Here is a 22,877-nt window from a genome sequence, read left to right as displayed (position 1 = left end):
ATAATATATATTAAAAAATATTTATATAATATACTCTTAACTACAACGATAGTGAGCGATTAATGAAGTGATTTCTGATAGGAATAAAAAATAGCATCAACCAAATTTCCTTAGGTTGATGCCATTGGGCTGTTTATACAGCTCTTTTTTTTCATTTGACTCACTGTTAAAAAGCCTGCAGCTTCAGTAAACACATTTTGTAAAGGCTGCAATTCAATGCTTTTGTGAAGTTTCACAAAAGCGATATGAGACATTAGCTACCTTTTTTCATAAGAATTTTTTTAATCTTTTTGACAATGATTAGGGAAAAGTAATAGGAAAGAAGTAAGAATGTGACATTTATGTGATTTTAACTTCCAAATATTGGAAATTACCTCTATAATATATGAGTAGCATTACTAGAGAGTGAAGTTAAAGGCAGGGATATATATGAATGTTAGTAGAGATAGATTATCAGTTATCGGCAAACTAATTGGTATTTATAGAGAAGAGCGTCGGGGGAATACACAGAATAGTTTTACCCTGAAGAAATTTTGCGAGGGTATTTGCAGTATCAATACTTTGAAGAATATTGAGGCTGGCGGATTGAGCAGATCTGAGGATGTTTATATTGAATTATTAGATAAACTGGATTTGAAGTTTGGTGAATTTCCAGTAATCGATGAGGCTATTGATAAACTGATGAAAGGACTTTACAAAGCTATCGAATTTTATGAAAGAGAAGATGTAATAATCCTTATTGATAAAAGTAAACGTGTTTTATATGAAGTAAAGGAATATGTATACTATTCAGAGATTTATCAAATATTGGATAAATTGTATGAGTATTACAATTATGATAGCCAAATAGATGAAGTAGATTTACAGAAGTACCTAGTAATCTTAAGTAAAGGATTATTGAAAATCAATGATATATTAAAACTATTGATATATTCTAAATCATCATCGTATTGTGTTCTTGACATGGAGCTTTATACCAAGATTGTAGATATGATTGATTTGGTTGATGTTGATTTGCATTGTCTTAAAATTAATCTAATACATTATTACCTTTCTATAGGCGATTTCATTAGTATGAATAATATAATTGATGATCTAGAGCATGTTTTTCTAGAAGAAGGCAATAAAATTAGATTACTTGATATATTGAACTGTAGAGTATCTTTAAATAGTTATAATAATAAAGTGAATTTAAATATTGTTATAGATCGTATTGAGGAACTTATCAAAAAAATATAAGTATCCAGACATAAAATTAAGTGAAACATTTGCTAATATAGGATCTGCATTTCATAATGATAAGAATTATATATTATCACTTGAGTATTATAAAAAATCATTTAGTTATTATAGAGATAGTTATCTACCCACTATATTGTATATGGCGGACTGTCAAAATAGACTTGGTTTAGATATAAACATACCAATCCTAAATGATAAAGATATTTCATCTTATCCTGTCGAGTTGATCAAGATGTATAAATATTTTACATTAGGAGATGATATACCCGTATTTGTAAAACAAAATTATATTATGAAGCAAATATTGCCCCATTTAGAAAATGAGGTTAATATAGAAATTTTTAAATATGAACTAGGAAGAATTGTTGATATAACAGGCCAGTATAAGAATTTCCTTGTATTTGAAAGAGAAATACAGAAAAAAATACACAATAGATAATTGTATACTTAAGTTGACGGTTTTTTTGAAAAATGACTCTAATCACGTGTTTTAATACATTAATAGCAAGTTGAAGATAATTTATTGAGTAATACTCAGAATTCATTTATCATATGCGTGTTGAACGATGATATGCATATGGTCTCTAAGTTTTGTGGGTATAAAAAATGAAAAAGGCTTTACTTGCTGGTTTATGTGGCTTGAGTTTATTGCTTGGCTGTGTAGCATTTGCTAATGATGCGAACATGAATGTTTGTGGAAATGGTGGATATTTGCACGTCAGAATGTAATACTTGAAAACTACTTCTTTTCATAAGAAGTTTTTTCTTTTATGCTCCGAGTTGACGGTTTTCTTGAAAAACTGCGATAATCATCAAAATTTTTATTAAATGTCAACTTGCATGAAATTCATTGTATAAATTTACTATTTCTAGTAACATATAGGTGTCTTGAAGAGGGTGGGCTTCGAGACACTGGGGATCACTTCGGTGATCATATGGGATTCGTATTGATGGAGATTGTGAAAATGGTCTTCCCCAAGCCCGTTTATTCTCATGTACACTCTTAGTAAATCAACTGATACTGTTTACGAGATCAATACGAATGGGGGATTTGCAAGGATAGCAGCTTTGTTCGACAAGGTTGCTTTTTTTGCATTCTTCGGCTAAACTTAATGGGGAATATGGAGAGATGTGCATGAGTAAACTCGTTCTGAAAAATATAACAAAATCCTATGGAGATATAAAGGCTGTACAGGATTTTCATCTGGAGCTGTCGGATAAAAGCTTTGTTGTACTGGCAGGACCATCCGGTTGCGGGAAAACGACACTGCTGCAGCTAGTCGCAGGATTTCTTTCCCCCGATTCAGGGGAAATATATATTGATGATGAACTCGTCAATCAGAAAGCGCCTGCCCAGCGAAATATCTCCATGGTGTTTCAGGAAGCTGCCTTGTTCCCTCATATGAGCGTTTTTGAGAATATATCATTTGGTCTTGCCCACAGCGGGATGAAGCAGCAGGATATTAAGGAAGCGGTCGATCAGATATGTGAACTGCTGGGTATCTGCGACCTACTGGAACGCAAAGCAGGAGATTTATCAGGTGGACAGAGACAGCGTTGTGCGATTGCCCGTGCGCTGGTAAGAAAACCGTCCTTGTTTCTGATGGATGAGCCTTTGAGCTCTTTGGATGCGAGACTGAAGACACAGCTGCGAATTGAAATCGCTCAGCTGTATCAGAAAAACGATGCAACCTTTCTTTATGTTACACATGATCAGATGGAGGCAATGACACTTGCGGATATTCTGATTATTATGAAGGATGGACAGATTCAGCAAATGGGCAATCCGATTACAATTTATCGCGATCCAATCAATCTGTTTACAGCCTCTTTTTTAGGATTGTATGATATCAATCAATTTCAGGCTGCCCTTGTGCAGGGAGCACTTCATTTTCATAATCAGCGGATACCATGGCTTGCGGAGGCTGAGAGTCTATCGGTAATACTAGCAGCACGTTGTGAACATATTATTGAGGTATCAACAGGCGGTATCTGTGGCAGGATTGTTTTAGTTGAACAGTCCGGTGAACAGGTGTATTATCATATCCAATATGAGGAGGGAATCGTTATTATGAAGGGGGATGCTTCCCATATTCGTCAGCGCACAGAGAATATTCAATTCTGGTTTGTGTGGGAGCATGTATTTGTGTTTGATGCACAGACACAAAATCGTATATATAAGACGATATAGTAAAAAGCCGTATTCTATTAGCCAAAGAATGCGGCTTCCGACATATAATAAGTACAAAAAAAGATTCCGTTAGGAATCTTTTCTGATCTATCATGGTGGAGCGTATCGGGATCGAACCGATGACCCCCTGCGTGCAAAGCAGGTGCTCTCCCAGCTGAGCTAACACCCCATCTCGATTGCTTAATAAATATATCATGTACAGAGCAGCTTTGTCAATGCTTTTTTTCATTTTTTGATAAATATCTCAGCTTGCTAAATTTTCTAAATGACAAAGCCATCCTTGCAGGGAAAGGTGGCTTTGCTTTTCTCTATGGTATGTATATTCAAAAATATAAAATGCAATCCCCAGCTATAAATGTACAACATGCTGCGTAATCTACTTTTTCCTATGTGAGAGCAAAGCGTTCAAAGTATAGGAATAGTTTTTCACTTACAATTACTAGGTATTGCTTGCGGGGGTGATTTGATTTTTTATGTCCTCCAATGTGTCACAAGTTAATAGAAGGTGGGCGATTTGTTCCATCTGTGCTGTTGACAAGGTGCACAGCCACGCTGAGCAGTCTTCATGATACTTGCTTTCCATCATGCGGTTTAAAAATAATCGTTCTCCCTCTGCTTTCCCTTTCACTAATCCTACTTTTTCACCCTCTTCTCTCCCTTCTTCTCTTCCTTTTATGATTCCCTCCTTCATCCCCTCTTCAAAGCTGTCCTCCAGACCATAGCGATAACGTGCTTCTCCCATCTGAATCGCCATTGCCGTTGACCATAGCTCCTCATCCTTCTGCATTTCCTCGTACTTGTCCATGAATACTTTCACCAGCCTTTCCTTTGATTTCAGTATATCATTTTTTGCGTTATTTTTAAATAAAAAGCAGAGCTGCTCGAAGTCATCCATTTGCTGGATTTCCTTTTTCTTTGCGATGTCATTAATGACCGGTAGATGAACGAAGGTTCTTCTGATCAGCGGATATTCACTCTCCGCTTCCCCCTGTTCATTGCGCATTTGATAGTGATTGATCAGATTTTTATTATTCCAAGCGTATTTTTCAATAAAAATAATCTGGTATACCGGCTTCAAATCCCTGTATTTCTCACTGCTTTTCAGCTGATTGTTTAAGGCACGTGCTCCGTAAAATTCAAAACGCATCATTTCCGCAATTCCTGCGTACGTGGTCTGCATCTCGAGATTAAAGAAACGACCTGCCTCATCCTTCACGTGGACATCGAGAATAATTCTCTTCTTGCCGATAACGCCTGGATCGAGATTCGGATTCAGCACCCTGCTTTCCTTGACTCTGATCCCGGTAACACGTTGTATGATGGTGTTACGTGCATACACGGATTCCGTATCCTCACGGGATAGTGTGTACTTAAAAAATAAATCATTACAGTAATTCAATACATTATTTGCCTTCGTTTTGACCATGACGAAAACCTCCTTCTGTAAGCTTATTACTTACATACTTCTATACGAAAAAAAACTGCGAAATTCCTAAAAAATCCGCATTTTCTTAATTATTTATGCTGCTTTTTGGAAAAATGTTCATGACGGATAGAATTCTACAGTATTTACTTATGGTCATTTAGCTTTTTCTAAAAGAATGAAGCTGCATATTTTCAAAGCATAAGGATTTGTGATTTTTACTTTTATCTCTCATCGAGAAGCTTTGTTGTTATTGGATATCTTTTCTTTTTGATGCATTTCTATATTCCGAATGACAAACAGCAGGGGGAAGCTGTAGTCTGGGCGCACACATAAGAATTTTCGATAAGACTATCCTGTTATGTTTAAAAATCATGGTATCGCAATGTTATCCTAGTAAAAAAGAAGTCCACTAAAAAAGAATAATCCGCCAGTACCTTCTCCGATACAAATCACCTTATAAAAAGCAGAATGAATTCTTGATATTCTATATCCGTCTAAATCCGTAAAAAATATAGGGGATTGCAAGCCGTAGAGAAATCGTCTAAAATATAAGAAAACTTTTTTGAGGGGTGATGTTGTATGAAAATAGCAAGGGAGGCATTGCGGCTCAGCTTTCCTGTGATGGTCGGCTATGTGTTTCTGGGAATCGCTTTCGGCATTCTCTGCCAGCAGCAGGGCTATTCCATGATCTGGGCTTTTTTGATCAGTCTGAGCGTATACGCTGGAAGTATGCAGTTTGTTTTACTGACATTCTTTCATGCCGGATTTTCACTTGTAGAGGTTGCTCTGGTTACGCTTACGGTAAATGCACGACAGCTGTTTTATGGGCTGTCATTTCTGAAAAGCTTCCCTGCAATGGGAAAGAAACGCTGGTATATGATGTTTTCCCTGACAGATGAAACCTACTCCTTATTGTGTGCTATTCCGAATAAGGAGAGCAAAGAAGGAAAGCAGCTGATGTTCTGCATATCGCTGTTTGATCAGCTGTACTGGATTATTGGTTCTGTTCTCGGTGCAACCATCGGCTCCTTGCTGGCCTTTGACACCACTGGAATTGATTTTGCGATGACAGCATTGTTTACTGTCATTTTTGTGGAACAATGGCTTGCTGCGAAGCAGCATGGGGCGGTCTATATCGCGGTAGCTGCGATTCTTATTGCAGCTGTGCTATTTCAGCTAGCTAACTTTTTGCTGCCAGCGCTTATACTGCTCGTTATTCTGCTTATCATTTTTCAGGATAAGGTAGAGGGAAAGGGGGATGCATCATGATTGGTATAACGGATACTCTGCTGATTATTGCAGTAGCGGCGGTTTGCACCTTTCTGACCCGTGCGCTTCCCTTTATGATATTCAAAAATGCAGAAGCACTTCCGCGGAAAATTGTATATCTGGGAAATGTTCTGCCAATGGCGATCATGCTTTGTCTGATTGTCTATTGTGTTCGCAATACGGCGTTTTTTCAATATCCGTACGGTCTGCCGGAGCTGCTCGGCATTGGAAGTGTCGTGCTTCTTCATGTGTGGAAGCGAAACAATATGATCAGTATCCTTGGGGGTACCCTGCTTTATATGATGCTGGTACAGCTGGTGTTTGTGTAATTTGGAAATATAGGGGGAATCATTTGCTTTTTTTGAAGCATACTTCATAGTCCAACAACATGATAAGGTGTTCTTATACAGAGGCAGCTCTGTGCAGGAGCGCCTTTTTTTTGTGAATTGCATGTATATGACAAATAGCTGTATATGACGGTGGTCTTTATTTGCATGCTTCCAGTGCTAGTCTCTTCTGAGCCGCCAAGGATAAGGAAAGACTCTTATACCGCAATGTGCCTGCATCATATTCTTTACATCGAGCAGCCTGTATATCCGATTTCGATGTCCAACAGGGAATGAAAGAGCTGTCAGGCATGGAATTTCAGAGTCGCAAGCACTAGCAAGCATGAAGAAAGCGCATATAAAAAGCCACGACAATTCTCATGGCTTTTGCACAGATGCAAAGAAAGCATCGTATTGTTCCTTGAATACGGAATCCTTCAGGGTAATGTAATTAAATTCATGGAGAATATGGAAATCGTACAGGTCAATCACCTCAAGCTCTCCTTTTTCTATTTCTTCTCTTGCGGCCGCTTCATATAGAAAGCTGATTCCCTGGTTGTTTTTGACAAGTGTTTTTATAGCCTGTACATTGCCGATTTCTATCACCCTTTGAAAGGATGCGATGGACAGGTTGATTTCCTGCATGCCGCGCTCCAGAATCTCTCTGGTGCCGCTGCCCTCTTCCCGGACAATCAGTGTTTCCTGTACCAGATCCTTTAGGCAGTGAACCTCCTTTTGCAAAGGATACTTCTTTCCTTTCACTGCGACATAACGCTCCTGGGACAGCAGCTGCCAATCATAGGTCTGCTTTGGAAAATACCCCTCGACAAAGGCAAAGCCGATATCTCCGCTGTTTAGCATCTGCAGCAGGGTAGCCGTGTTTTCCACAATCATGCACAGACCTGTTTCCGAATGTGCAGTGAGAAAGCGGTTTAAGCGCTGCGGCAGGATAAACTCCCCAATCGTCAGGGTGGCACCAAAGCGCAGGGCAGGTGTTTTCTGATTTTGCTTCAACAGACTGCGAATCATTTTCTCATCCGCAACCATGGTACGTACTTTTTCCGCAAGCAGCTTTCCCTGAACCGTCAAATTCAACTGCTTTCCGTCATAAAAAAACAATTTACAATCATATTCCTTTTCCATATATTTAATATGCTGTGAAACAGCAGGCTGTGTAATGCATAAGATATCCGCAGCCTTCGTATAATTTAATGTTTCAGACAGCGTAAGGAATGTATATAATCGAAAATCCAGCATGTTCTCATCTCCCAATTTCTGTAAGGTAAGTATACCACGAATAAAAGAAGAGCGAAAGGAAAACAAGTGTCTTTAATTTGTGAACATATGTATTCACTTTGTTTGCGTTAAGAAAACTCTTTCATAAATGTTACATCAATTTTTCATTTTAACTTTCATTTTATTTCATTTGTGCTATAATAGTGCTTACTAACAGAAAAACATGCTGTTGGAATAAGTAAAAGAGGAAAGGAAGGTGCCTGATTATGGCCGAAAACAGAATTTACAATTTTTCAGCTGGTCCATCCATGCTGCCACTGGAGGTGTTGAAAAAAGCGCAATCGCAGATGCTGAATTACGAGGAAAGTGGCATGTCGGTTATGGAAATGAGTCATCGTTCCAAAGCCTATGATGCGATAATTACAAAAACACAGGAACGAATGCGTTCCATCATGAATATACCGGATAACTATAAGGTGCTGTTTCTGCAGGGAGGAGCGACCTCTCAGTTTTCCATGGTTCCCCTGAATTTGTTGCAAAAGGGTACGGCAGATTATGTCGTGACCGGATATTTTGCGAACAAGGCATATGCGGAAGCAAAGAAATACGGGGATATCGTTTTGGCTGGCTCCAGTAAGGATGCGGATTATTCCTATATTCCCGCACAGCAGGAGCTGCAGCTGAACAAGAATGCGGATTACGTCTATCTATGTGCAAATAACACGATTTATGGTACAGAATGGAAATATGTTCCGGAAACGAACGGAGTACCGATTGTAGCGGACATGTCCAGTGATATTCTGTCCAAGCCGGTGGATGTATCCAAATTCGGGATCATTTTTGCCGGAGCACAGAAAAACATGGGATGTGCCGGATTGACAGTTGCGATTGTTCGTGAGGATTTGATTGGACATGCAAAGGAATTCACACCGGTGATGATGGACTATGCTCCTCTTGCCGACAAGGATTCCATGTACAATACACCGCCTACCTATGCAATTTACATTTTGGGACTTGTTCTGGAATGGATAGAAGAAATGGGTGGACTTGCGGCAATGCAGAAGCGAAATGAAGAAAAGGCGAAGCTGCTGTATGACTATCTGGACAACAGTGCTTTCTATACAACCACCGTGCGTAAGGAGGACCGTTCTTTGATGAATGTAACCTTCCGTGCGCCGAATGCAGAGTTGGATGCATTGTTTGCCAAGGAAAGTGCCGCAGCCGGTATGAGTAACCTGAAGGGGCATCGTGCAGTTGGCGGAATGCGTGCATCCATCTACAATGCAATGCCGCTTGCGGGTGTGCAGACATTGATTGCATTTATGAAAAAATTTGAAGAGGAACATAAATAAGGGAGATTACTATGAAAATAAAGCTGTTTAATAAGATTGCGGATGCCGGAATCCATCAGTTTGATCCGAACGCATATGAATTTTCTGAGGATTTTGATAGCTATGATGCCATTATGGTGCGTAGTGCGAAGCTGCATGATGTGGAATTTCCTGCGAATCTGAAATGTATAGCCAGAGCCGGTGCAGGTGTAAACAATATCCCGCTGGATCGCTGCAGCGAACAGGGAATTGTTGTATTCAACACGCCGGGAGCCAATGCCAATGCGGTTAAGGAGCTGGTGATGGCAGGTCTGCTGATGTCTTCCCGCAGGATTACAAAAGGAATTGAATGGGTTAAGACGCTGGATGGTGAAGATATTTCCAAGACTGTCGAAAAAGGAAAGAGCAACTTTGTCGGACCGGAAATTGCAGGGAAAAAGCTGGGAGTCATCGGACTTGGTGCGATTGGCGTACTGGTTGCCAATGCGGCCGCTGCTATGGATATGGAGGTCTTCGGGTATGATCCGTTTATCTCTGTAAAGGCAGCCTGGACCTTAAAGGCAAGGGTGCACCATGTACAAAATCTGAAACAGATTTTTGAGGAATGTGACTATATTACCGTCCATGTTCCATTCAATGATAAAACAGCAAATATCATTGATGCGGAAGCGATTGCGGCAATGAAGAACGATGTGCGTGTTTTGAATTTTGCACGCGGCGGTCTGATTGATGATGAAGCAATGATGAAGGCGATGGATGAAGGAAAAATTGCTGCTTATGTAACAGATTTTCCAACAAAGGAGCTGTTGCAGTATGAGCAGGTGATCGGAGTTCCTCATCTGGGAGCCTCCACTCCGGAAAGCGAGGAAAACTGTGCGGTTATGGCTGCCAATGAAATTATGGAGTATCTGGAAACGGGAAATATCACGCATTCTGTGAATCTTCCGGATATGCAGCTTGCACAGGAATGCAAATACAGAATCTGCATTATCAATAAGAATGTGCCGAATGTGGTTGGTGCCATTACCACAGCGCTTGCCAATGTCGGCGTAAATATCGAGAATATGGCCAACAAGGGGAAAAAGGATTATGCCTATATGATCCTTGATACCAATGATGAAGTCAGTGAAGAGCTGATGGAGCGGCTGCGCAGCCGGGAAGGTATTATCAATGCGCGTTTGATTACAGCAAAGGCTTAAATAACGGAAAGCACCTCACAGGGGTGCTTTTCTTTAATCGGAAAGCTCTTCCCGCAGGATGTTAAAAGAAAAAAGCCAGAATAGTATCCAAGAAGAACATTTTGCTTAGAAGACATTATGAAAATTGATGATGAAAAAGAAAAATCATCTAGGTCAAATCCTGATTCCCGTTGTTTTTTTGATGGTCAGCTAGAAAGCATTCCACAGGTCTGATTCGATGTAAGGCAGGAGGAATTGATTCAGCATAATGCAGAAATAATATCCCCGATGCAGCAAAGGAGACACGTGTCAATGCTGCGTGCTTTTCTATTTGTATCTCAGACAAAAGCATGCTGCATCCCTTATATGTGATATATGATATAGGCGAACATACTATATGGAATTGTGAACATATGTCCTGCCTGCAAATCGCAGCTGTATGAAAAATATTAGAAATTTTCAGAGATTTCTGCTATAATTTTAGGTATTTGTTTAGGATCGTGCGAAGGAGGAATTCTATGCGCTCTTTGATCATTGCGGAAAAGCCGGAGCTGGGCAGAGCGATTGCGGATGCGATTGATGGCAACGGTAAGGAAGTCCGCGGCGTCATACGTAAGCAGAATGTCATCATAACCTGGGCATATGGGCATCTTTTGCGTCTGTGCGAGCCGGATGAATATGATGCAAAATATAAAAAATGGAAAAAAGAGGATCTTCCTATCTGCTTTGAAAACTGGAAGCTGGTTCCGGATGGAAATAAAAAGGATCGAGTGGAACAGATTATGGCGCTGATGCAGGAGTGTGACCAGATCATACATGCAGGTGACCCGGATGATGAGGGACAGTTTTTGATTGATGAAATTCTGGATTACGCACAGAATGAGAAGCCGGTGAAGCGGGTATATATCAATGATAATACGCCGGCAAATATCAAAAAGGCCTTTCATGATTTGATCGATAATGATGAAAAGCTGCGTGCTGTGGGAAGAAGTGCCTATGCCCGTGCTGTTGCGGATTATGTCGTGGGAATCAATTATTCCCGTTTGTTTTCCCTGCTTTTACGCAGAAAGGGTATGAGTGTAGGCCGTGTGCAGAGTCCGACGCTGGGATTGATCGTCATGCGTGATGAGGCTATTGACAATCATGTGAAGCAGAAATATTATGAGCTGCATACCGATGGTCATATGGAAGAGCCAGATACAGCTATCCGCTTTCAGCTGAAGCCGAAAAGTGATCTGCTGGATGATGGAAAGCATATTCTGCATCGCAATAGTATGGAGGATATCGAAAAAAATATCATGTCCAAGCCGGATCAGAAGGTGAAGGTGGATGAGAAATTCATGGACGTAAAGCCGCCGCTGCCGTTTAATCTGGCAAAGCTACAGGCGCATATGAATGCCAGATATGGCTTCGATCTGAGTAAAACGGATCAGATTACCCAGACCCTGCGTGACCGCTATCAGGCAATCACGTATAATCGAAGTGATTCCCAGTATTTGAAGGAAGAGCATTTTCAGGAGGCTGACAGGGTGCTGCCGCATGTTATGAGCAAGCTGAATGAGCAGTATCCGGTGGATTATAAGCTGCATTCCGAATGCTTTAACGACAAATATGTGACGGCGCACCATGCCATTATTCCAACGATGTCGGATTTCAATATAGCACAGCTGCTTCCAGATGAGCGAAGGGTGTATGAGGAAATCTGCCGGTACTATATCATGCAGTTTCTGCCACCGATTCGTAAACGGCAGCTGAGTGCAGTCATCAAAACGGAGGCTGGGGATTTGCGCGCGACCAGTACGTATGTGCTGGATGAGGGCTATAAGAAATATTTTACTCCGGAGAAGGAGGACAGCCAGGAGGAGGAAGAGGATGACGGCCGCTTCGATTTACCGAAGGGAACCTATCCGATTCAACTGGTAAGCAGCGATATCCAGGAAAAGGAGACCAATCCGCCGAAGCGCTATACGCAGGCGAGTCTGATTCGTGATATGACCAGTATTGCCAAGTATGTGCAGGATAAGGAAATAAAGGATATTCTGAAGAAGAAGGATAAGGATAAGAAGGGAGAGAACGGCTCGATCGGTACGAGTGCTACCCGCTCACAGATTGTGGAAACACTCATCAAACGCCGGTATGTGGAAATGAAGGGGAAAAACATTATTTCTACACAGCTGGGGAAGGACTTTTACCATCTGTTGCCGGAGGAGATCAAAAAGCCGGATCTGACCGCAAAATGGTGGGTGATTCAGGAGGATATCAAGGAAGGCAATGCCGATGTGAAAACGCTGGTGGACAGTGTGCTGGAGGCCTTCGTCCCGCATTTGAAAAAGGATTATTCCAACCTGCGTGTATCCGGTGAGGTGGAAATTGATGATGATCGTCAGGCTGTTGGTATCTGTCCGCTTTGTGGAAACAAAATCGTCGAAAACAGCAAGGGCTTTGGCTGTGTGAATTACCGCAATGGGTGTAAATTCGCTTTGTGGAAGGAAGACCGTTTTTTTCAGTCGATTGGAAAAGAGGTTACGCTGCCTATGGCGGAAAAGCTGTTAAAGGATAAGTATTGTCTGGTGAAGCTGAAGGAGAATGAGCAGGAAATCATTAAGGTGCTGCAGCTGGGCGTTCGGAATGGACGTGCTGTCTATCGTCTGGTGGATGTGCCGAAAAAAGCAAAGGATAGCGAATAAGCAAGTAACCGTGTAGTATGGTGATTGTGGAATCTGGAATATGAAGGAAAGCTGTGCGTGCATCCAAGCATCATGTGAATCTGCTTCATGAAGGCTTGCATGACTGCTTGCCATACATAAAGAAAGCGTCATAATACTGTGCTTGTATATGAAATCCTGGATTATAAAATGAACAAGGCGATATGCAGAAGGGGAGCTGTGAAAAAACTGCTTGTATATCGGATTTATAGCCGTTAACAGCACCTTATGCAGCACATATAAACAAAGAAAGCATTCCCAAAAGCTTATGGAACAGCCGGAAGCAGAATTCGCCTTTATTGCAGAGCGAAGGTGAAATAAAAAAATTCCCACGATCTCAGAAAGAGAATGGGAATTTTTTTTCTTATACCGATGTATAAGTTCTACAGAGCCGAACAGATACTACTGTTCTTCGTAGTAGCATCCTTCTTCCTGTGAAGGAGGAAAACGTCTACCCTTTTCAACGTCTACGTCACCGTACATTTCGTTGCCATCTTTGTCATAGCATGTGTACTTTCCGGTTTTCTCGCAGTTCATTCCTGGGCGGTATTTCTTCTGTGCCATTTCTAACACCTCCTGATAGTAGTATGGGAAAAGCTTACGAATCTTATACATAAACATTGTTTTTTTGTTGAAACTTGGTAAAATGAAAGTATATGGAGGATATGAGTATGAAAATTCTGGCGAGTGATTATGATGGTACGCTCCGTACGGAGGAGCTGGTTGATATAAATGATATCCATGCGATTCATGAATTCCGTGCAGCGGGAAACATGTTTGGTCTGGTGACAGGTAGAAGTATGGAGTCCATACAGGTGGAGATTCAAAAAAATAAGATCGAATTTGACTTCATCGTGGCAAATAACGGCGGGGTGATTTATGATCGTGATTTTCAGAAACTGCAGGTGCTGTATATGGATTTCAACAAGGCGCTGGATATCATCGCGTATATCAAAACGCTGGATTGCGTATCGTATGTCATCAATGACGGCTTTCATCGGTTTAAATTTTCTGTGGATGAGAATCAAATCGATCACAAATACGGCAATATGCCGGATACAAAGGAGCACGAGGAGGAAATATTGGACCGTGGGAAGATATCCCAGCTTGTTGTTTCACTGAATGATACCATACTTGCGGAGGAGATCAGTCATTACATCAATACGAATTTCAAGGGCTACGCTGTTGCTTATGTGAATGTGAACTGTGTGGATATCGTGCCGGAGGGTGTTTCCAAGGCAGAGGGCTTGTATTTTATCGAACAGCATCTGGGACTGGAGCATGATGATATCTATGCCATCGGTGATTCCTTTAATGATATTCCGATGATTGAGGAATTTCACGGCTGTGCCATGATGCATGCAAGAAGTGCCATCGTAAAACCGGCAGAGCATGTGTTTATCAGTATAGAGGAATGCATTGCCTATTTGATGAAGCAGTAACAAGACAGCGGCAGAGGCTTTTCTCTCTATATTATATATAAGATAATAGCTTGCGTTAGAAAGAGCAGCGGTGCAGATGTTTGATCCTGTGAAAGGCGGGGGATCCGGTGTATGATCAGGCTTAGCAGAAAGGGCATATCGTGTGCTCTTTTTTTGTGGGCTTTGCATGATGCTATGGAATCAATCCTGCACAAATTTTGCCTTTACAGCGTAAAAATACGGCAGGGGAAAACGGTATGCTATGCATTTCTCAATTTGACAATAACGCTTGTACCTATGCACAATATCCTATATGTATTATGAAAATGTGCATGTGCTTTGCGGAATCGTAAATGTATTTACGCATGCATATGGATGCTCCTGCCTTTACGATTACGGTTGACTGTCAACTAGCCTGTGGTACAATATAGATGAAGAAGTACCTTGTGTCGCAAAGTAGAGGTGAGTCCATGTACGATAAAACACAGCTGATGCGCGGGAGTCTGGAGGGCTGTATTCTGAAAATCATTGAACAGCATACGACCTACGGCTATGAAATTCTGATCAATATGAAGGAAGCCGGCTGGATCGATGTCACGGAAGGAACGCTGTATCCGATTCTGCTGCGGTTGGAGAAGCTACACTATATCAAGGCGGAGAAAAGGGATTCTCCACTGGGACCTAAACGCAAATATTATCAGATCACAGCGGAAGGCCGCGTGTATCTTCGGGATTTTTATACGGAATGGAGAAAGCTGGCAAAAACGATTGACAGGCTGTTTGAAGGAGGTGTGAACGATGACTGGTAATGAATATAACGATGCAAATCTCAATCATGCATACATGATCGTATATCAGGATATGCTGCGCTATCTGAGCAGTAAGGACATTTCCCTGCTGGTCGCAAGGGATATTCGAGACGATATTCTGGCTATGGCACTGGAAAGTCAAATGCGCGGACGCAAGGTAGAGGAGGTATTTGGCGATTATCGGAAATTTTGTGATGCCGTCTGTGCGAATGCGGTACAGGAAACACGGCTGGAAAAGCTGCTGCGCTGGTGGAGAATGCTGTCCTCCCTTATGGTATTGTGGGCGCTGCTTGATGTTATCGGGATAGGAATCGATGAAAGCGAATATGTGAAAAACGGTATGCTGTTTGTGTCATGGAAGACCATCATGTTTTATATCATGATCATTCTAGGAAGCACTGTGCTCTTACAATGGCATAACCGGCACAGCTTTCACCGTATTCTGGGCGCATGGTACACATATTTGATCGCATATGGCGTTTTAGCTGTGGGTATCAAATTTGTTCTCTACCTACTCAGTTCCTGCTTTCATTTTTCCACAGGGATGCTTTCCATACCACTCTGGCTGCTTGCACTACTGGCAGTCAGCTGCATTCTTTCGTGGATTGGCTATCATTTTCTGTTGCATAAGCAGTTTCGTTTGTATCAAGGCATACAAAAGGATACTGCGCGTCGTACATAAAGTCGTGATGGATGTGACAATCGAAAGCACCTACAGCATCAATCTGCCAACAGGTGTCTGTATCGGCCAACCTTCTGCTTTGAATTGTAAATGGCATTGATTTAAGCGTGTCATTTGGCAGTGTGTGCATTATCGAAAAGCACGTAGTATATAACAGAAGACCAGCCCGTTTTAACCAACTTCTTTTGTATCTATAAAAAACAGAGCCTTTCAAAGCGTAAAAATGCTTCTGAAAGGCTTTACCATGGACAGAAAACTATAGGTAGACGAAGCACTTTGTGCTATAATATAAAATACGAGAGGAGTGTTTTTATGCTCAATTATTTCACTTTGAACAATTTACGGGAATTGATTCAGCAGCTGCTGGACATCGCCTGTGTCTGGGCACTTGTCTATTACTGTCTGAAAATCGTGAAAAACAATTCGCGTACCATCCAGATATTCAAGGGGGTACTGCTCATAGTCATTGTACGTTCCGCTGCCAGCTTTCTGGGGCTTCACACCGTCGCAAATCTTGCGGATTCCATCATGAACTGGGGTGTGGTTGCGGTCATCATCATCTTCCAGCCGGAAATTCGTAGTATTCTGGAGAAAATCGGTAAAACCAATGTGTTCTCCCGGATATCCACGTTGACAATCAATGAACGTGAAAATCTGGTGGATGAGCTGGTCAAGGCCTGTGCGGAAATGTCGAAGACCAAGACTGGTGCTTTGATCTCCATCGAGCAGGGACATTCCCTCAGCGATTACATCAAGACCGGTACACCGATGAATTCCGTTGTATCCAGCGAGCTGCTCTGCTCCATCTTTCAATACGGAACGCCGCTGCATGATGGTGCCGTTATCATTCAGGGTGTGAAAATCGCCTGTGCGGCTGCCTATTTTCCACCGACAACCAGAGAGCTTCCGACAAGCTACGGGGCAAGACATCGCGCTGCAGTTGGAATCAGCGAAATCACCGATTCCATCACCATTGTTGTGAGTGAGGAAACGGGAAACATATCCATTGCCGAGGGCGGTAAGCTGACCGTGATTTCCGAAGCAAGTCTGCGGGAATTCTTGATGAATGTTGTCTGCAAGCAGCAAAGTGCCACCGTACATGACAAGCAGGAGGAGCCTGCTGAGCAGGTAAGTACTCCGCCATCCTATGATGGCAAGAAGCCGGGGGTGTTTGCGCATTACTTTAAGGGGAAAAATAAACGGACAAAAAAGGAAGCGGCAGATAACCGCTATACGAAAAAGAAGAAGAGTGAGGAACAGGATAAGAAGGAAAAGGATGTTGTGGTCGTGGAACAGGAAGTGGATCGACTGCATATCGAGGACCTTACGCAGAAGCAGGATGAGAAGCTGGATGCCCTGTTTGAAAATATCGTAACCGATTCGGAGAAGAAAGAAGAGCCGGATAAGGAAGCGGATGAAGCAAAGCCGAAGAAGCGAAAATCGGCTGCTAAGAAGAAGACGGTCTCTCCTGCAAAAGAGGAAATGCAGGAAGGGGCAGAGGAAGAAAAGAAGCCGGTAAAGAAAACACGCCGTAAGAAAAAAGCAGAGCCTAAGGCAGAACAGCCGAAAAAGGAAACCGGCAAAACCATCATGACGAATATGGCAAGTGATCTGTTCAATGATGTAATTGAACCGGAGGCAATCGTTCTGCATTATGAGAAAGCGGATGAGGATGAAGAAACTCCTGATAAAGCTACAGAAAGGAGAGATTCCTAATGGCAAAGAAAAAGAAGAAAACACAATTAAGCTCGGAGGGCAAGACGGAACTAGCCAAGGCGATTGCCGAAAAGAGCCAGACGTTTGCCAGAACCTATGCAAATGTGGAAATCAAGGTCGGCAAATTCTTTCGCTGGATCAGCGGCTGGCTGGATAAGCTGCTGTTTAATCAGAAGCACGGCAAGGTCGTTGCTCTGATACTGGCTGTATTGTTTTATGTGACCTTCAATTCTCAGGGGGCAAACTTTCTTGAGAATGTGAAGAGTGCTGAGGATTTGGGCGATTTTCCAGTATCTCAGGTCTTATCCAATCAGGCCTATGAGGTAAGCGGTCTGCCGGAGACGGTCAAGGTACGAATCATCGGTGATCTGACGGATATCAAGAGCGTTAAGCAGCAGAAAAATTTTAAGGTGATAGCAAATATGACCGATCTGACCGAGGGCACGCATGAGGTGAAGCTGACAACGGAGGCGATGCCTGCCCGTGTCGAGGTTGTATTAGAGCCTTCCACCGTCGTTGTTACGATAAAGAAAAAATCCATACGGCGTTTTACCGTCGGCTATGACTTCGTCAACCGTCAGCAGATGGACTCCATATATGACCTGGGGAAACCACAGCTGCAGCAGGGAGAGGTCCTGGTTCGCTCCGATAGTGATACCCTGGATAAAATTGCATTTGTAAAGGCGCTGATCAAGGTGGATAAGGATGTGAAAACAGATTTTGAAACCAAAGCGAACATCGTTGCATATGATGCAGATGGAAACCTTATGAAGGTGGACATTATACCGGATACACTGAAAGCCAGTGTTAAGGTAACCAAACCAAGCAAGGACGTACCGATCACACTGAATCCAACTGGTGTGATTCCAAATGATAAATCAATAGAATCCTATAAACTGGATAAGGATCATGTGACAATCTATGCGAAGCAGTCTGTGCTCGATAACATCGATGAGATACCGATTACCATACCGGCATCTACGCTGACAAGCGATCGTGAGATTTCCATGCCGATCATCATGCCAAACGGGGTAACGAAGATTTCCAGCAATATCGCCAACATATCCATCAAGCTGACGGATACCAAGGAGCGGGTCATCAAGGATGTACCGATTGCCTTTAAAAACAGCATTGACGGATTGAATTTCACGGTAGCGCAGGGAAGCTCCTCCAGTGTCGATGTAACGGTAAAGGGAGCAAAGGATGTCATCAGCAAAATCAAGAAAGAGGAGCTGCAGGTGTATGTCGATCTTTCAAAGATTGAGAAGGCAGGTACGTATGAACAGCCTTTGATCGTAGAGGGCAAGAATAAGCTGGCAACCTACGTATTGAAGAATGGTAGTGTTAAGGTGACTGCAACAGGCAGTGTAGCCGACGAATAGGAAAGGATGAGTAACACATATGGGAAAGTATTTTGGAACAGATGGTGCCAGAGGACGCGCCAATGATACACTGACACTGGATATGGCGGTGAGAATCGGACAGTACCTGGGATGGTACTACGGGAAAAACCGCCATGCGAAGATTCTGATTGGAAAGGACACGCGTCTTTCCAGTGACATGTTTGAAATGGGTCTGGCAGCTGGTGCCACATCCTGCGGAGCCAGTGTATATCTGCTGGGAGTCTGTCCGACTCCTGCGGTTTCCTATCTGATTCAGAAGGAGCATTTCGACTGTGGAATCATGGTTTCCGCAAGTCATAATCCGTTCCATGACAACGGAATTAAGCTGTTTAATGGAGACGGCTGCAAAATGAATCCGGAGGTTGAGCTGGAGGTTGAGAAGTATATCGACCATGAAGTGTCCATTGAAGTCGCACACAATGAAAAAATCGGGAGTGTGATCGAATGGGATGAGGGGCTGGAGCTGTACGAATCCTGGCTGAAGGAAATCGTTCCGATGGATCTTACCGGCATGAACATTCTGCTGGATTTGGCAAACGGAAGTGCAACGAGCTGTGCTGCGGAAACGTTAAGCGAGCTGGGGGCAACGGTAGAGGTGATTCATTCTGCGCCAAACGGTATCAATATCAATACCAAATGCGGCTCTACACATCCAGAGGAGCTGCAGAGCATGATGAAGGAAGGCAATTATCATGTCGGCTTTGCCTTTGACGGAGATGCGGATCGTCTGATTGCTGTCGATGAGGATGGAAATCTGATTGATGGAGACCACACGATGTATATCTGCGGCTGCTATATGTACGATAAGGGAATTCTGCATGATGATGTTGTCGTAACCACGGTGATGAGCAACCTTGGTTTGTATCACGCACTAAAGGCCAAGGGGCTGAAGTATGAGCAGACGGCTGTCGGTGACAAATATGTGTTTGAATGTATGAAGGAGCATGATTATTCCATCGGTGGTGAACAGAGTGGCCATATCATCTTCAATGCACATGCAAACACCGGAGACGGGCTTCTGACCGCAATGAAGCTGCTGGAAATCATGGTGGATACGAAGAAGTCTTTGAAAGAGCTGTGTGCGGATCTGTTTATTTATCCGCAGCTGCTGATCAATACACCGGTTCATGACAAGCATGCGGCACTGGAAGATAAAGAACTGCTTGCGGCGGTGGATGCGGTAGCGCAGGAGCTGGGGGATGAAGGTAGAATCCTGGTTCGCCCAAGCGGTACGGAGCCGCTGGTTCGTGTCATGGTTGAGGCCAAAACAGATGAACTGTGTGCGGAATATGTCAACCGTATTGTAGATTTTATCAAAGAAAAGGGACTATAGCTTACTGTGTGAAAGGATCTTCCATTGGGAGGGTCCTTTTATGTTTCCCGGGAAATGTCGAGAATTGTCGGAAAATGAACGGAAACACAGCGGCAAATGTGAGAAATCCATGTGAAAAGCAGCTACTTTGAAAAATAGCTTTTTTTTTCACATAATTTAGTCTAAAATAGGAGTATGAGGTGATGTTAATGAAGAAAGTAATCTGCGTTGTCGAGGATGAAAAGGCCATCAACGACCTGGTGAATCAGTATTTGAAAAAGGAAGGCTATGAAGTACGTTCTTATTATACATATGAAGAAGCGAGTGCGCATGTGATGGATGACGATGTGCATTTATGGATTCTGGATATCATGCTGGATGACAAGAGCGGTTTTGATCTGATTGAGGAAATCCGCCTGCAGGGGAGGGATATCCCTGTTATTTTCATGTCTGCAAGAGATAAGGAATTTGATCGTATCATCGGTCTGGAAAAAGGTAGTGATGACTATATCACGAAGCCGTTTTCTCCCAAGGAGCTGGTGCTGCGTGTAAACAATGTCATCAAGCGTGTCTATAAGGATGACAATAACCGGATCATGGTTGACGGCTATGAGCTGGACGAGGAACAGCGCAAGGTGTTTGATCACGGCGTGGAAATCGATCTGACAACAAAGGAATTCGATTTGTTGATGCTGTTTATCAAAAACAAAGGAATGGCGTTCAACCGGGATAAGATTCTGACAAGTGTATGGGAGGAAAATTATTTCGGAAGTGACCGTGTTGTGGATGATACCCTGCGAAGACTGCGTAAGAAGCTTCCGAATCTGAACATTCATACCATTTACGGTTACGGATACCGTTTAGGATAATGAAGCGTTTCAATGAATTTGTCAAACGGCTGTCACTGACACAGCAGCTGTTTGCATTGATCTTTTTCTTTGTGACATTTTTTGCGGTGTTTTTCTTTGTCTATATCAACGGCAATGTTACAACGGTGATTCGTGAACAGATGTACGGTACACTGGATTCCACGCTGCAAAGCTGGGCAATAAGCGACGATACCAGTGATGAGCAGCGGCAGCTGATCAATTCTGCAGCCGGTATTGATATTTTTATGGTGCGGGTAAACAGGACGCTGGATGGTACAACGCATGTCACGCTGGCAGGAAAGAATACCTCGGATATGGATTTGGAAAGTACAGAATGGAAATCCATTGCACAGGACATTCTGAATGTCAATGCCCGCTATACAGCAGGGGATAAGATTCATCATGGTATCGTGAAGAAGGTCAGTGGAGATCGGGATGCCTACTACAGTATTTACAAGGTGGCGGATGACCAGCTGCTGGTTAGCAAGATGTACAGTGATAATATGGGCAAGCTGGAAAACTCTCTGATCAACAGTGTTGTCTATATCACCGTCATTGTTGTCGGATTCTTCTTCATCATTATGATGATGTGGGTATTGACACTGATTCATCCTTTGAATCAGATACGTAACTACATCGAGCGTGTCAAGCTTGGCAAGGATGCGGATTTGCGTGTAAACCGTCGTGACGAGATCGGTGAGCTGGCGGATGCACTTGTGAGTATGCGGGAAGAGCTGCGTAAGCAGGAAAAGACGAAGGAAGAAATGATACACAATATTTCGCATGACCTGAAAACGCCGATTGCGACAATCAAAAGCTATGGAGAAAGCATCAAGGATGGCATTTATCCCTATGATACACTGGAGAAAAGTGTCGATGTTATTATTGAAAATGCAGACCGTCTCGAACAGAAGGTACATTCTCTGCTGTTCATGAATCGCGTGGAATATCTGATTTCCCAGGATTGTGAGGGGATCGGCTCCAATATGGAGGAAATCGTGGAAACAGTTGTACAGAACACCAGATTCATCCGTTCGGATATTCAGATTCTGACAGATCTGGAGGAGGTTTATTTTGACGGACTGGCAGAGCCGTGGCGTGTTGTTGTGGAGAATATCATAGAAAACGCGCTGCGCTATGCGAAAACTACGATTGATATTCATCTGAGCGAGGAGGAGGGTCTGACGATTTCCAATGACGGACCTTGTATGGATGAGGATCGTCTGAAGGTGCTGTTTAAGCCATATGAAATGGGCAAGGGTGGAAAATTCGGCCTTGGTCTGTCGATTGTGGCAAAGGTAGTCAGTGCCAACGGTTATGAGGTTGTCGGTGAAAATATGGCTGAGGGTGTAATCTTCCGTATCTATAAGCCGAAAAAGCCGGTGAAAAAAGGAAGATAGCTGTGTGGCTGCTGGAAAGATACGAAAAGCAAACATTGGGAGAGCTTGAAATTAGCCTCCCTTTTTTATTGCTATATGTCGAAAGGAGGATGCCATCCATTTATTTGCATGGTAGAAAAATTGTGGAAGGGTGAGAGGATACATGTTCAATGCTAAAAAATATCCCATTTATCGGCAGCTTCAAGAGCTTGTATATAATTTAGTCTCGGTATGCTTTGAAGACCGTGTGCTTCTAATTATAGAAAGGATCGCACCTTGGATAGCGGCAGAGCTTTTTATGTGTCCTCTGCTTACCGGCTGTAAATATTCACAGTATATTGTTACTTGTTAAAGGATGTGCAGGGATGACCGCCTTGTGCAC

At 42.7% G+C, this 22,877-nt stretch carries 18 protein-coding genes and 1 tRNA gene; 15 read left to right on the top strand and 4 right to left on the bottom strand.

Annotated features, from left to right (window positions below):
- Positions 1–429: 429 nt before the first annotated feature.
- Together NE665_RS15180 and NE665_RS15175 are read left to right on the top strand one after the other, a co-directional pair.
- A complete protein-coding gene (locus tag NE665_RS15180) occupies positions 430–1,239 on the top strand; it encodes a hypothetical protein (RefSeq protein ID WP_233104857.1) in 810 nt (269 codons plus the stop codon).
- A gap of 1,138 nt (positions 1,240–2,377) precedes the next feature.
- Positions 2,378–3,433 (top strand): ABC transporter ATP-binding protein, encoded by a 1,056-nt coding sequence (locus NE665_RS15175; protein WP_117445084.1) that lies wholly within the window; start codon positions 2,378–2,380, stop codon positions 3,431–3,433.
- A 93-nt stretch (positions 3,434–3,526) separates the two neighbouring features.
- Here NE665_RS15175 and NE665_RS15170 read toward each other — a convergent pair.
- Both NE665_RS15170 and NE665_RS15165 read right to left on the bottom strand, forming a co-directional pair.
- A tRNA-Ala gene (locus NE665_RS15170) sits at positions 3,527–3,602 on the bottom strand.
- Between the two features lie 270 nt (positions 3,603–3,872).
- Complete coding sequence (locus NE665_RS15165; RefSeq protein ID WP_256302566.1) at positions 3,873–4,859, bottom strand: PD-(D/E)XK nuclease family transposase; 987 nt, start codon at positions 4,857–4,859, stop codon at positions 3,873–3,875.
- Between the two features lie 579 nt (positions 4,860–5,438).
- Here NE665_RS15165 and NE665_RS15160 point away from each other — a divergent pair.
- Positions 5,439–6,128 carry an AzlC family ABC transporter permease gene (locus NE665_RS15160; protein ID WP_117443635.1) on the top strand — a complete coding sequence of 230 codons (690 nt, stop codon included), beginning with the start codon at positions 5,439–5,441 and terminating at the stop codon, positions 6,126–6,128.
- Positions 6,125–6,457 (top strand): AzlD domain-containing protein, encoded by a 333-nt coding sequence (locus tag NE665_RS15155; protein ID WP_117443636.1) that lies wholly within the window; start codon positions 6,125–6,127, stop codon positions 6,455–6,457. Before NE665_RS15160 ends, NE665_RS15155 begins: the two co-directional genes overlap by 4 nt.
- 375 nt (positions 6,458–6,832) lie before the next feature.
- Here NE665_RS15155 and NE665_RS15150 read toward each other — a convergent pair whose 3' ends face one another.
- The gene (locus NE665_RS15150; protein ID WP_117443637.1) at positions 6,833–7,711 is read right to left on the bottom strand and encodes a LysR family transcriptional regulator; all 879 of its coding nucleotides are present in this window, start codon (positions 7,709–7,711) and stop codon (positions 6,833–6,835) included.
- Between the two features lie 245 nt (positions 7,712–7,956).
- On the opposite strand from NE665_RS15150, the gene serC reads away from it, so the two are divergent.
- From serC to NE665_RS15135, 3 genes are all read left to right on the top strand, one after another.
- The gene (gene serC / locus NE665_RS15145; protein ID WP_117443638.1) at positions 7,957–9,042 is read left to right on the top strand and encodes a 3-phosphoserine/phosphohydroxythreonine transaminase; all 1,086 of its coding nucleotides are present in this window, start codon (positions 7,957–7,959) and stop codon (positions 9,040–9,042) included.
- Positions 9,043–9,053: 11 nt separating this feature from the next.
- Positions 9,054–10,220, top strand: coding sequence for a phosphoglycerate dehydrogenase (locus NE665_RS15140; protein ID WP_117443639.1), 1,167 nt, complete (start codon positions 9,054–9,056; stop codon positions 10,218–10,220).
- A gap of 497 nt (positions 10,221–10,717) precedes the next feature.
- Positions 10,718–12,886 carry a DNA topoisomerase gene (locus tag NE665_RS15135; RefSeq protein ID WP_117443640.1) on the top strand — a complete coding sequence of 723 codons (2,169 nt, stop codon included), beginning with the start codon at positions 10,718–10,720 and terminating at the stop codon, positions 12,884–12,886.
- A gap of 420 nt (positions 12,887–13,306) precedes the next feature.
- On the opposite strand, the gene NE665_RS15130 is transcribed toward NE665_RS15135, so the two are convergent.
- Positions 13,307–13,468, bottom strand: a complete 162-nt coding sequence (locus NE665_RS15130; RefSeq protein ID WP_008816879.1) for a hypothetical protein — start codon at positions 13,466–13,468, stop codon at positions 13,307–13,309.
- Between the two features lie 107 nt (positions 13,469–13,575).
- Between NE665_RS15130 and NE665_RS15125 the strand changes: the two genes are divergently transcribed.
- The 8 genes from NE665_RS15125 to NE665_RS15090 all read left to right on the top strand — a co-directional run bounded on the left by NE665_RS15125 (position 13,576) and on the right by NE665_RS15090 (position 22,516).
- Complete coding sequence (locus NE665_RS15125) at positions 13,576–14,346, top strand: HAD-IIB family hydrolase (protein WP_117443641.1); 771 nt, start codon at positions 13,576–13,578, stop codon at positions 14,344–14,346.
- A 449-nt stretch (positions 14,347–14,795) separates the two neighbouring features.
- Complete coding sequence (locus NE665_RS15120) at positions 14,796–15,134, top strand: PadR family transcriptional regulator (RefSeq protein ID WP_117443642.1); 339 nt, start codon at positions 14,796–14,798, stop codon at positions 15,132–15,134.
- Positions 15,124–15,816, top strand: a complete 693-nt coding sequence (locus NE665_RS15115) for a hypothetical protein (protein WP_117443643.1) — start codon at positions 15,124–15,126, stop codon at positions 15,814–15,816. Before NE665_RS15120 ends, NE665_RS15115 begins: the two co-directional genes overlap by 11 nt.
- 312 nt (positions 15,817–16,128) lie before the next feature.
- Positions 16,129–17,532 carry a diadenylate cyclase CdaA gene (gene cdaA / locus NE665_RS15110; protein WP_117443644.1) on the top strand — a complete coding sequence of 468 codons (1,404 nt, stop codon included), beginning with the start codon at positions 16,129–16,131 and terminating at the stop codon, positions 17,530–17,532.
- Complete coding sequence (locus NE665_RS15105; RefSeq protein ID WP_233104723.1) at positions 17,532–18,914, top strand: CdaR family protein; 1,383 nt, start codon at positions 17,532–17,534, stop codon at positions 18,912–18,914. The genes cdaA and NE665_RS15105 overlap by 1 nt, the downstream gene beginning before the upstream one ends.
- 19 nt (positions 18,915–18,933) lie before the next feature.
- The gene (gene glmM, locus NE665_RS15100) at positions 18,934–20,268 is read left to right on the top strand and encodes a phosphoglucosamine mutase (protein WP_117443646.1); all 1,335 of its coding nucleotides are present in this window, start codon (positions 18,934–18,936) and stop codon (positions 20,266–20,268) included.
- 182 nt (positions 20,269–20,450) lie between these two features.
- Positions 20,451–21,116 carry a response regulator transcription factor gene (locus tag NE665_RS15095; RefSeq protein ID WP_347285930.1) on the top strand — a complete coding sequence of 222 codons (666 nt, stop codon included), beginning with the start codon at positions 20,451–20,453 and terminating at the stop codon, positions 21,114–21,116.
- On the top strand, positions 21,116–22,516 hold the full coding sequence (locus tag NE665_RS15090) for a HAMP domain-containing sensor histidine kinase (RefSeq protein WP_117443647.1): 1,401 nt from the start codon (positions 21,116–21,118) through the stop codon (positions 22,514–22,516). Before NE665_RS15095 ends, NE665_RS15090 begins: the two co-directional genes overlap by 1 nt.
- Positions 22,517–22,877 lie beyond the last annotated feature (361 nt).

It is taken from the genome of Clostridium sp. DFI.1.208, assembly GCF_024463855.1.
Classification (GTDB): Bacteria; Bacillota_I; Bacilli_A; order Erysipelotrichales; family Erysipelotrichaceae; genus Clostridium_AQ.
This window is presented reverse-complemented; position numbering and strand designations above follow the sequence as displayed.

Excerpts from the sequence above, each read along its gene's own strand:
- NE665_RS15180 (WP_233104857.1), top strand. The coding sequence starts at position 430 with ATGAATGTTAGTAGAGATAGATTATCAGTTATCGGCAAACTAATTGGT.
- NE665_RS15175 (WP_117445084.1), top strand. The coding sequence starts at position 2,378 with ATGAGTAAACTCGTTCTGAAAAATATAACAAAATCCTATGGAGATATA.
- NE665_RS15165 (WP_256302566.1), bottom strand. The coding sequence starts at position 4,859 with ATGGTCAAAACGAAGGCAAATAATGTATTGAATTACTGTAATGATTTA.
- NE665_RS15160 (WP_117443635.1), top strand. The coding sequence starts at position 5,439 with ATGAAAATAGCAAGGGAGGCATTGCGGCTCAGCTTTCCTGTGATGGTC.
- NE665_RS15155 (WP_117443636.1), top strand. The coding sequence starts at position 6,125 with ATGATTGGTATAACGGATACTCTGCTGATTATTGCAGTAGCGGCGGTT.
- NE665_RS15150 (WP_117443637.1), bottom strand. The coding sequence starts at position 7,711 with ATGCTGGATTTTCGATTATATACATTCCTTACGCTGTCTGAAACATTA.
- serC (WP_117443638.1), top strand. The coding sequence starts at position 7,957 with ATGGCCGAAAACAGAATTTACAATTTTTCAGCTGGTCCATCCATGCTG.
- NE665_RS15140 (WP_117443639.1), top strand. The coding sequence starts at position 9,054 with ATGAAAATAAAGCTGTTTAATAAGATTGCGGATGCCGGAATCCATCAG.
- NE665_RS15135 (WP_117443640.1), top strand. The coding sequence starts at position 10,718 with ATGCGCTCTTTGATCATTGCGGAAAAGCCGGAGCTGGGCAGAGCGATT.
- NE665_RS15130 (WP_008816879.1), bottom strand. The coding sequence starts at position 13,468 with ATGGCACAGAAGAAATACCGCCCAGGAATGAACTGCGAGAAAACCGGA.
- NE665_RS15125 (WP_117443641.1), top strand. The coding sequence starts at position 13,576 with ATGAAAATTCTGGCGAGTGATTATGATGGTACGCTCCGTACGGAGGAG.
- NE665_RS15120 (WP_117443642.1), top strand. The coding sequence starts at position 14,796 with ATGTACGATAAAACACAGCTGATGCGCGGGAGTCTGGAGGGCTGTATT.
- NE665_RS15115 (WP_117443643.1), top strand. The coding sequence starts at position 15,124 with ATGACTGGTAATGAATATAACGATGCAAATCTCAATCATGCATACATG.
- cdaA (WP_117443644.1), top strand. The coding sequence starts at position 16,129 with ATGCTCAATTATTTCACTTTGAACAATTTACGGGAATTGATTCAGCAG.
- NE665_RS15105 (WP_233104723.1), top strand. The coding sequence starts at position 17,532 with ATGGCAAAGAAAAAGAAGAAAACACAATTAAGCTCGGAGGGCAAGACG.
- glmM (WP_117443646.1), top strand. The coding sequence starts at position 18,934 with ATGGGAAAGTATTTTGGAACAGATGGTGCCAGAGGACGCGCCAATGAT.
- NE665_RS15095 (WP_347285930.1), top strand. The coding sequence starts at position 20,451 with ATGTTAATGAAGAAAGTAATCTGCGTTGTCGAGGATGAAAAGGCCATC.
- NE665_RS15090 (WP_117443647.1), top strand. The coding sequence starts at position 21,116 with ATGAAGCGTTTCAATGAATTTGTCAAACGGCTGTCACTGACACAGCAG.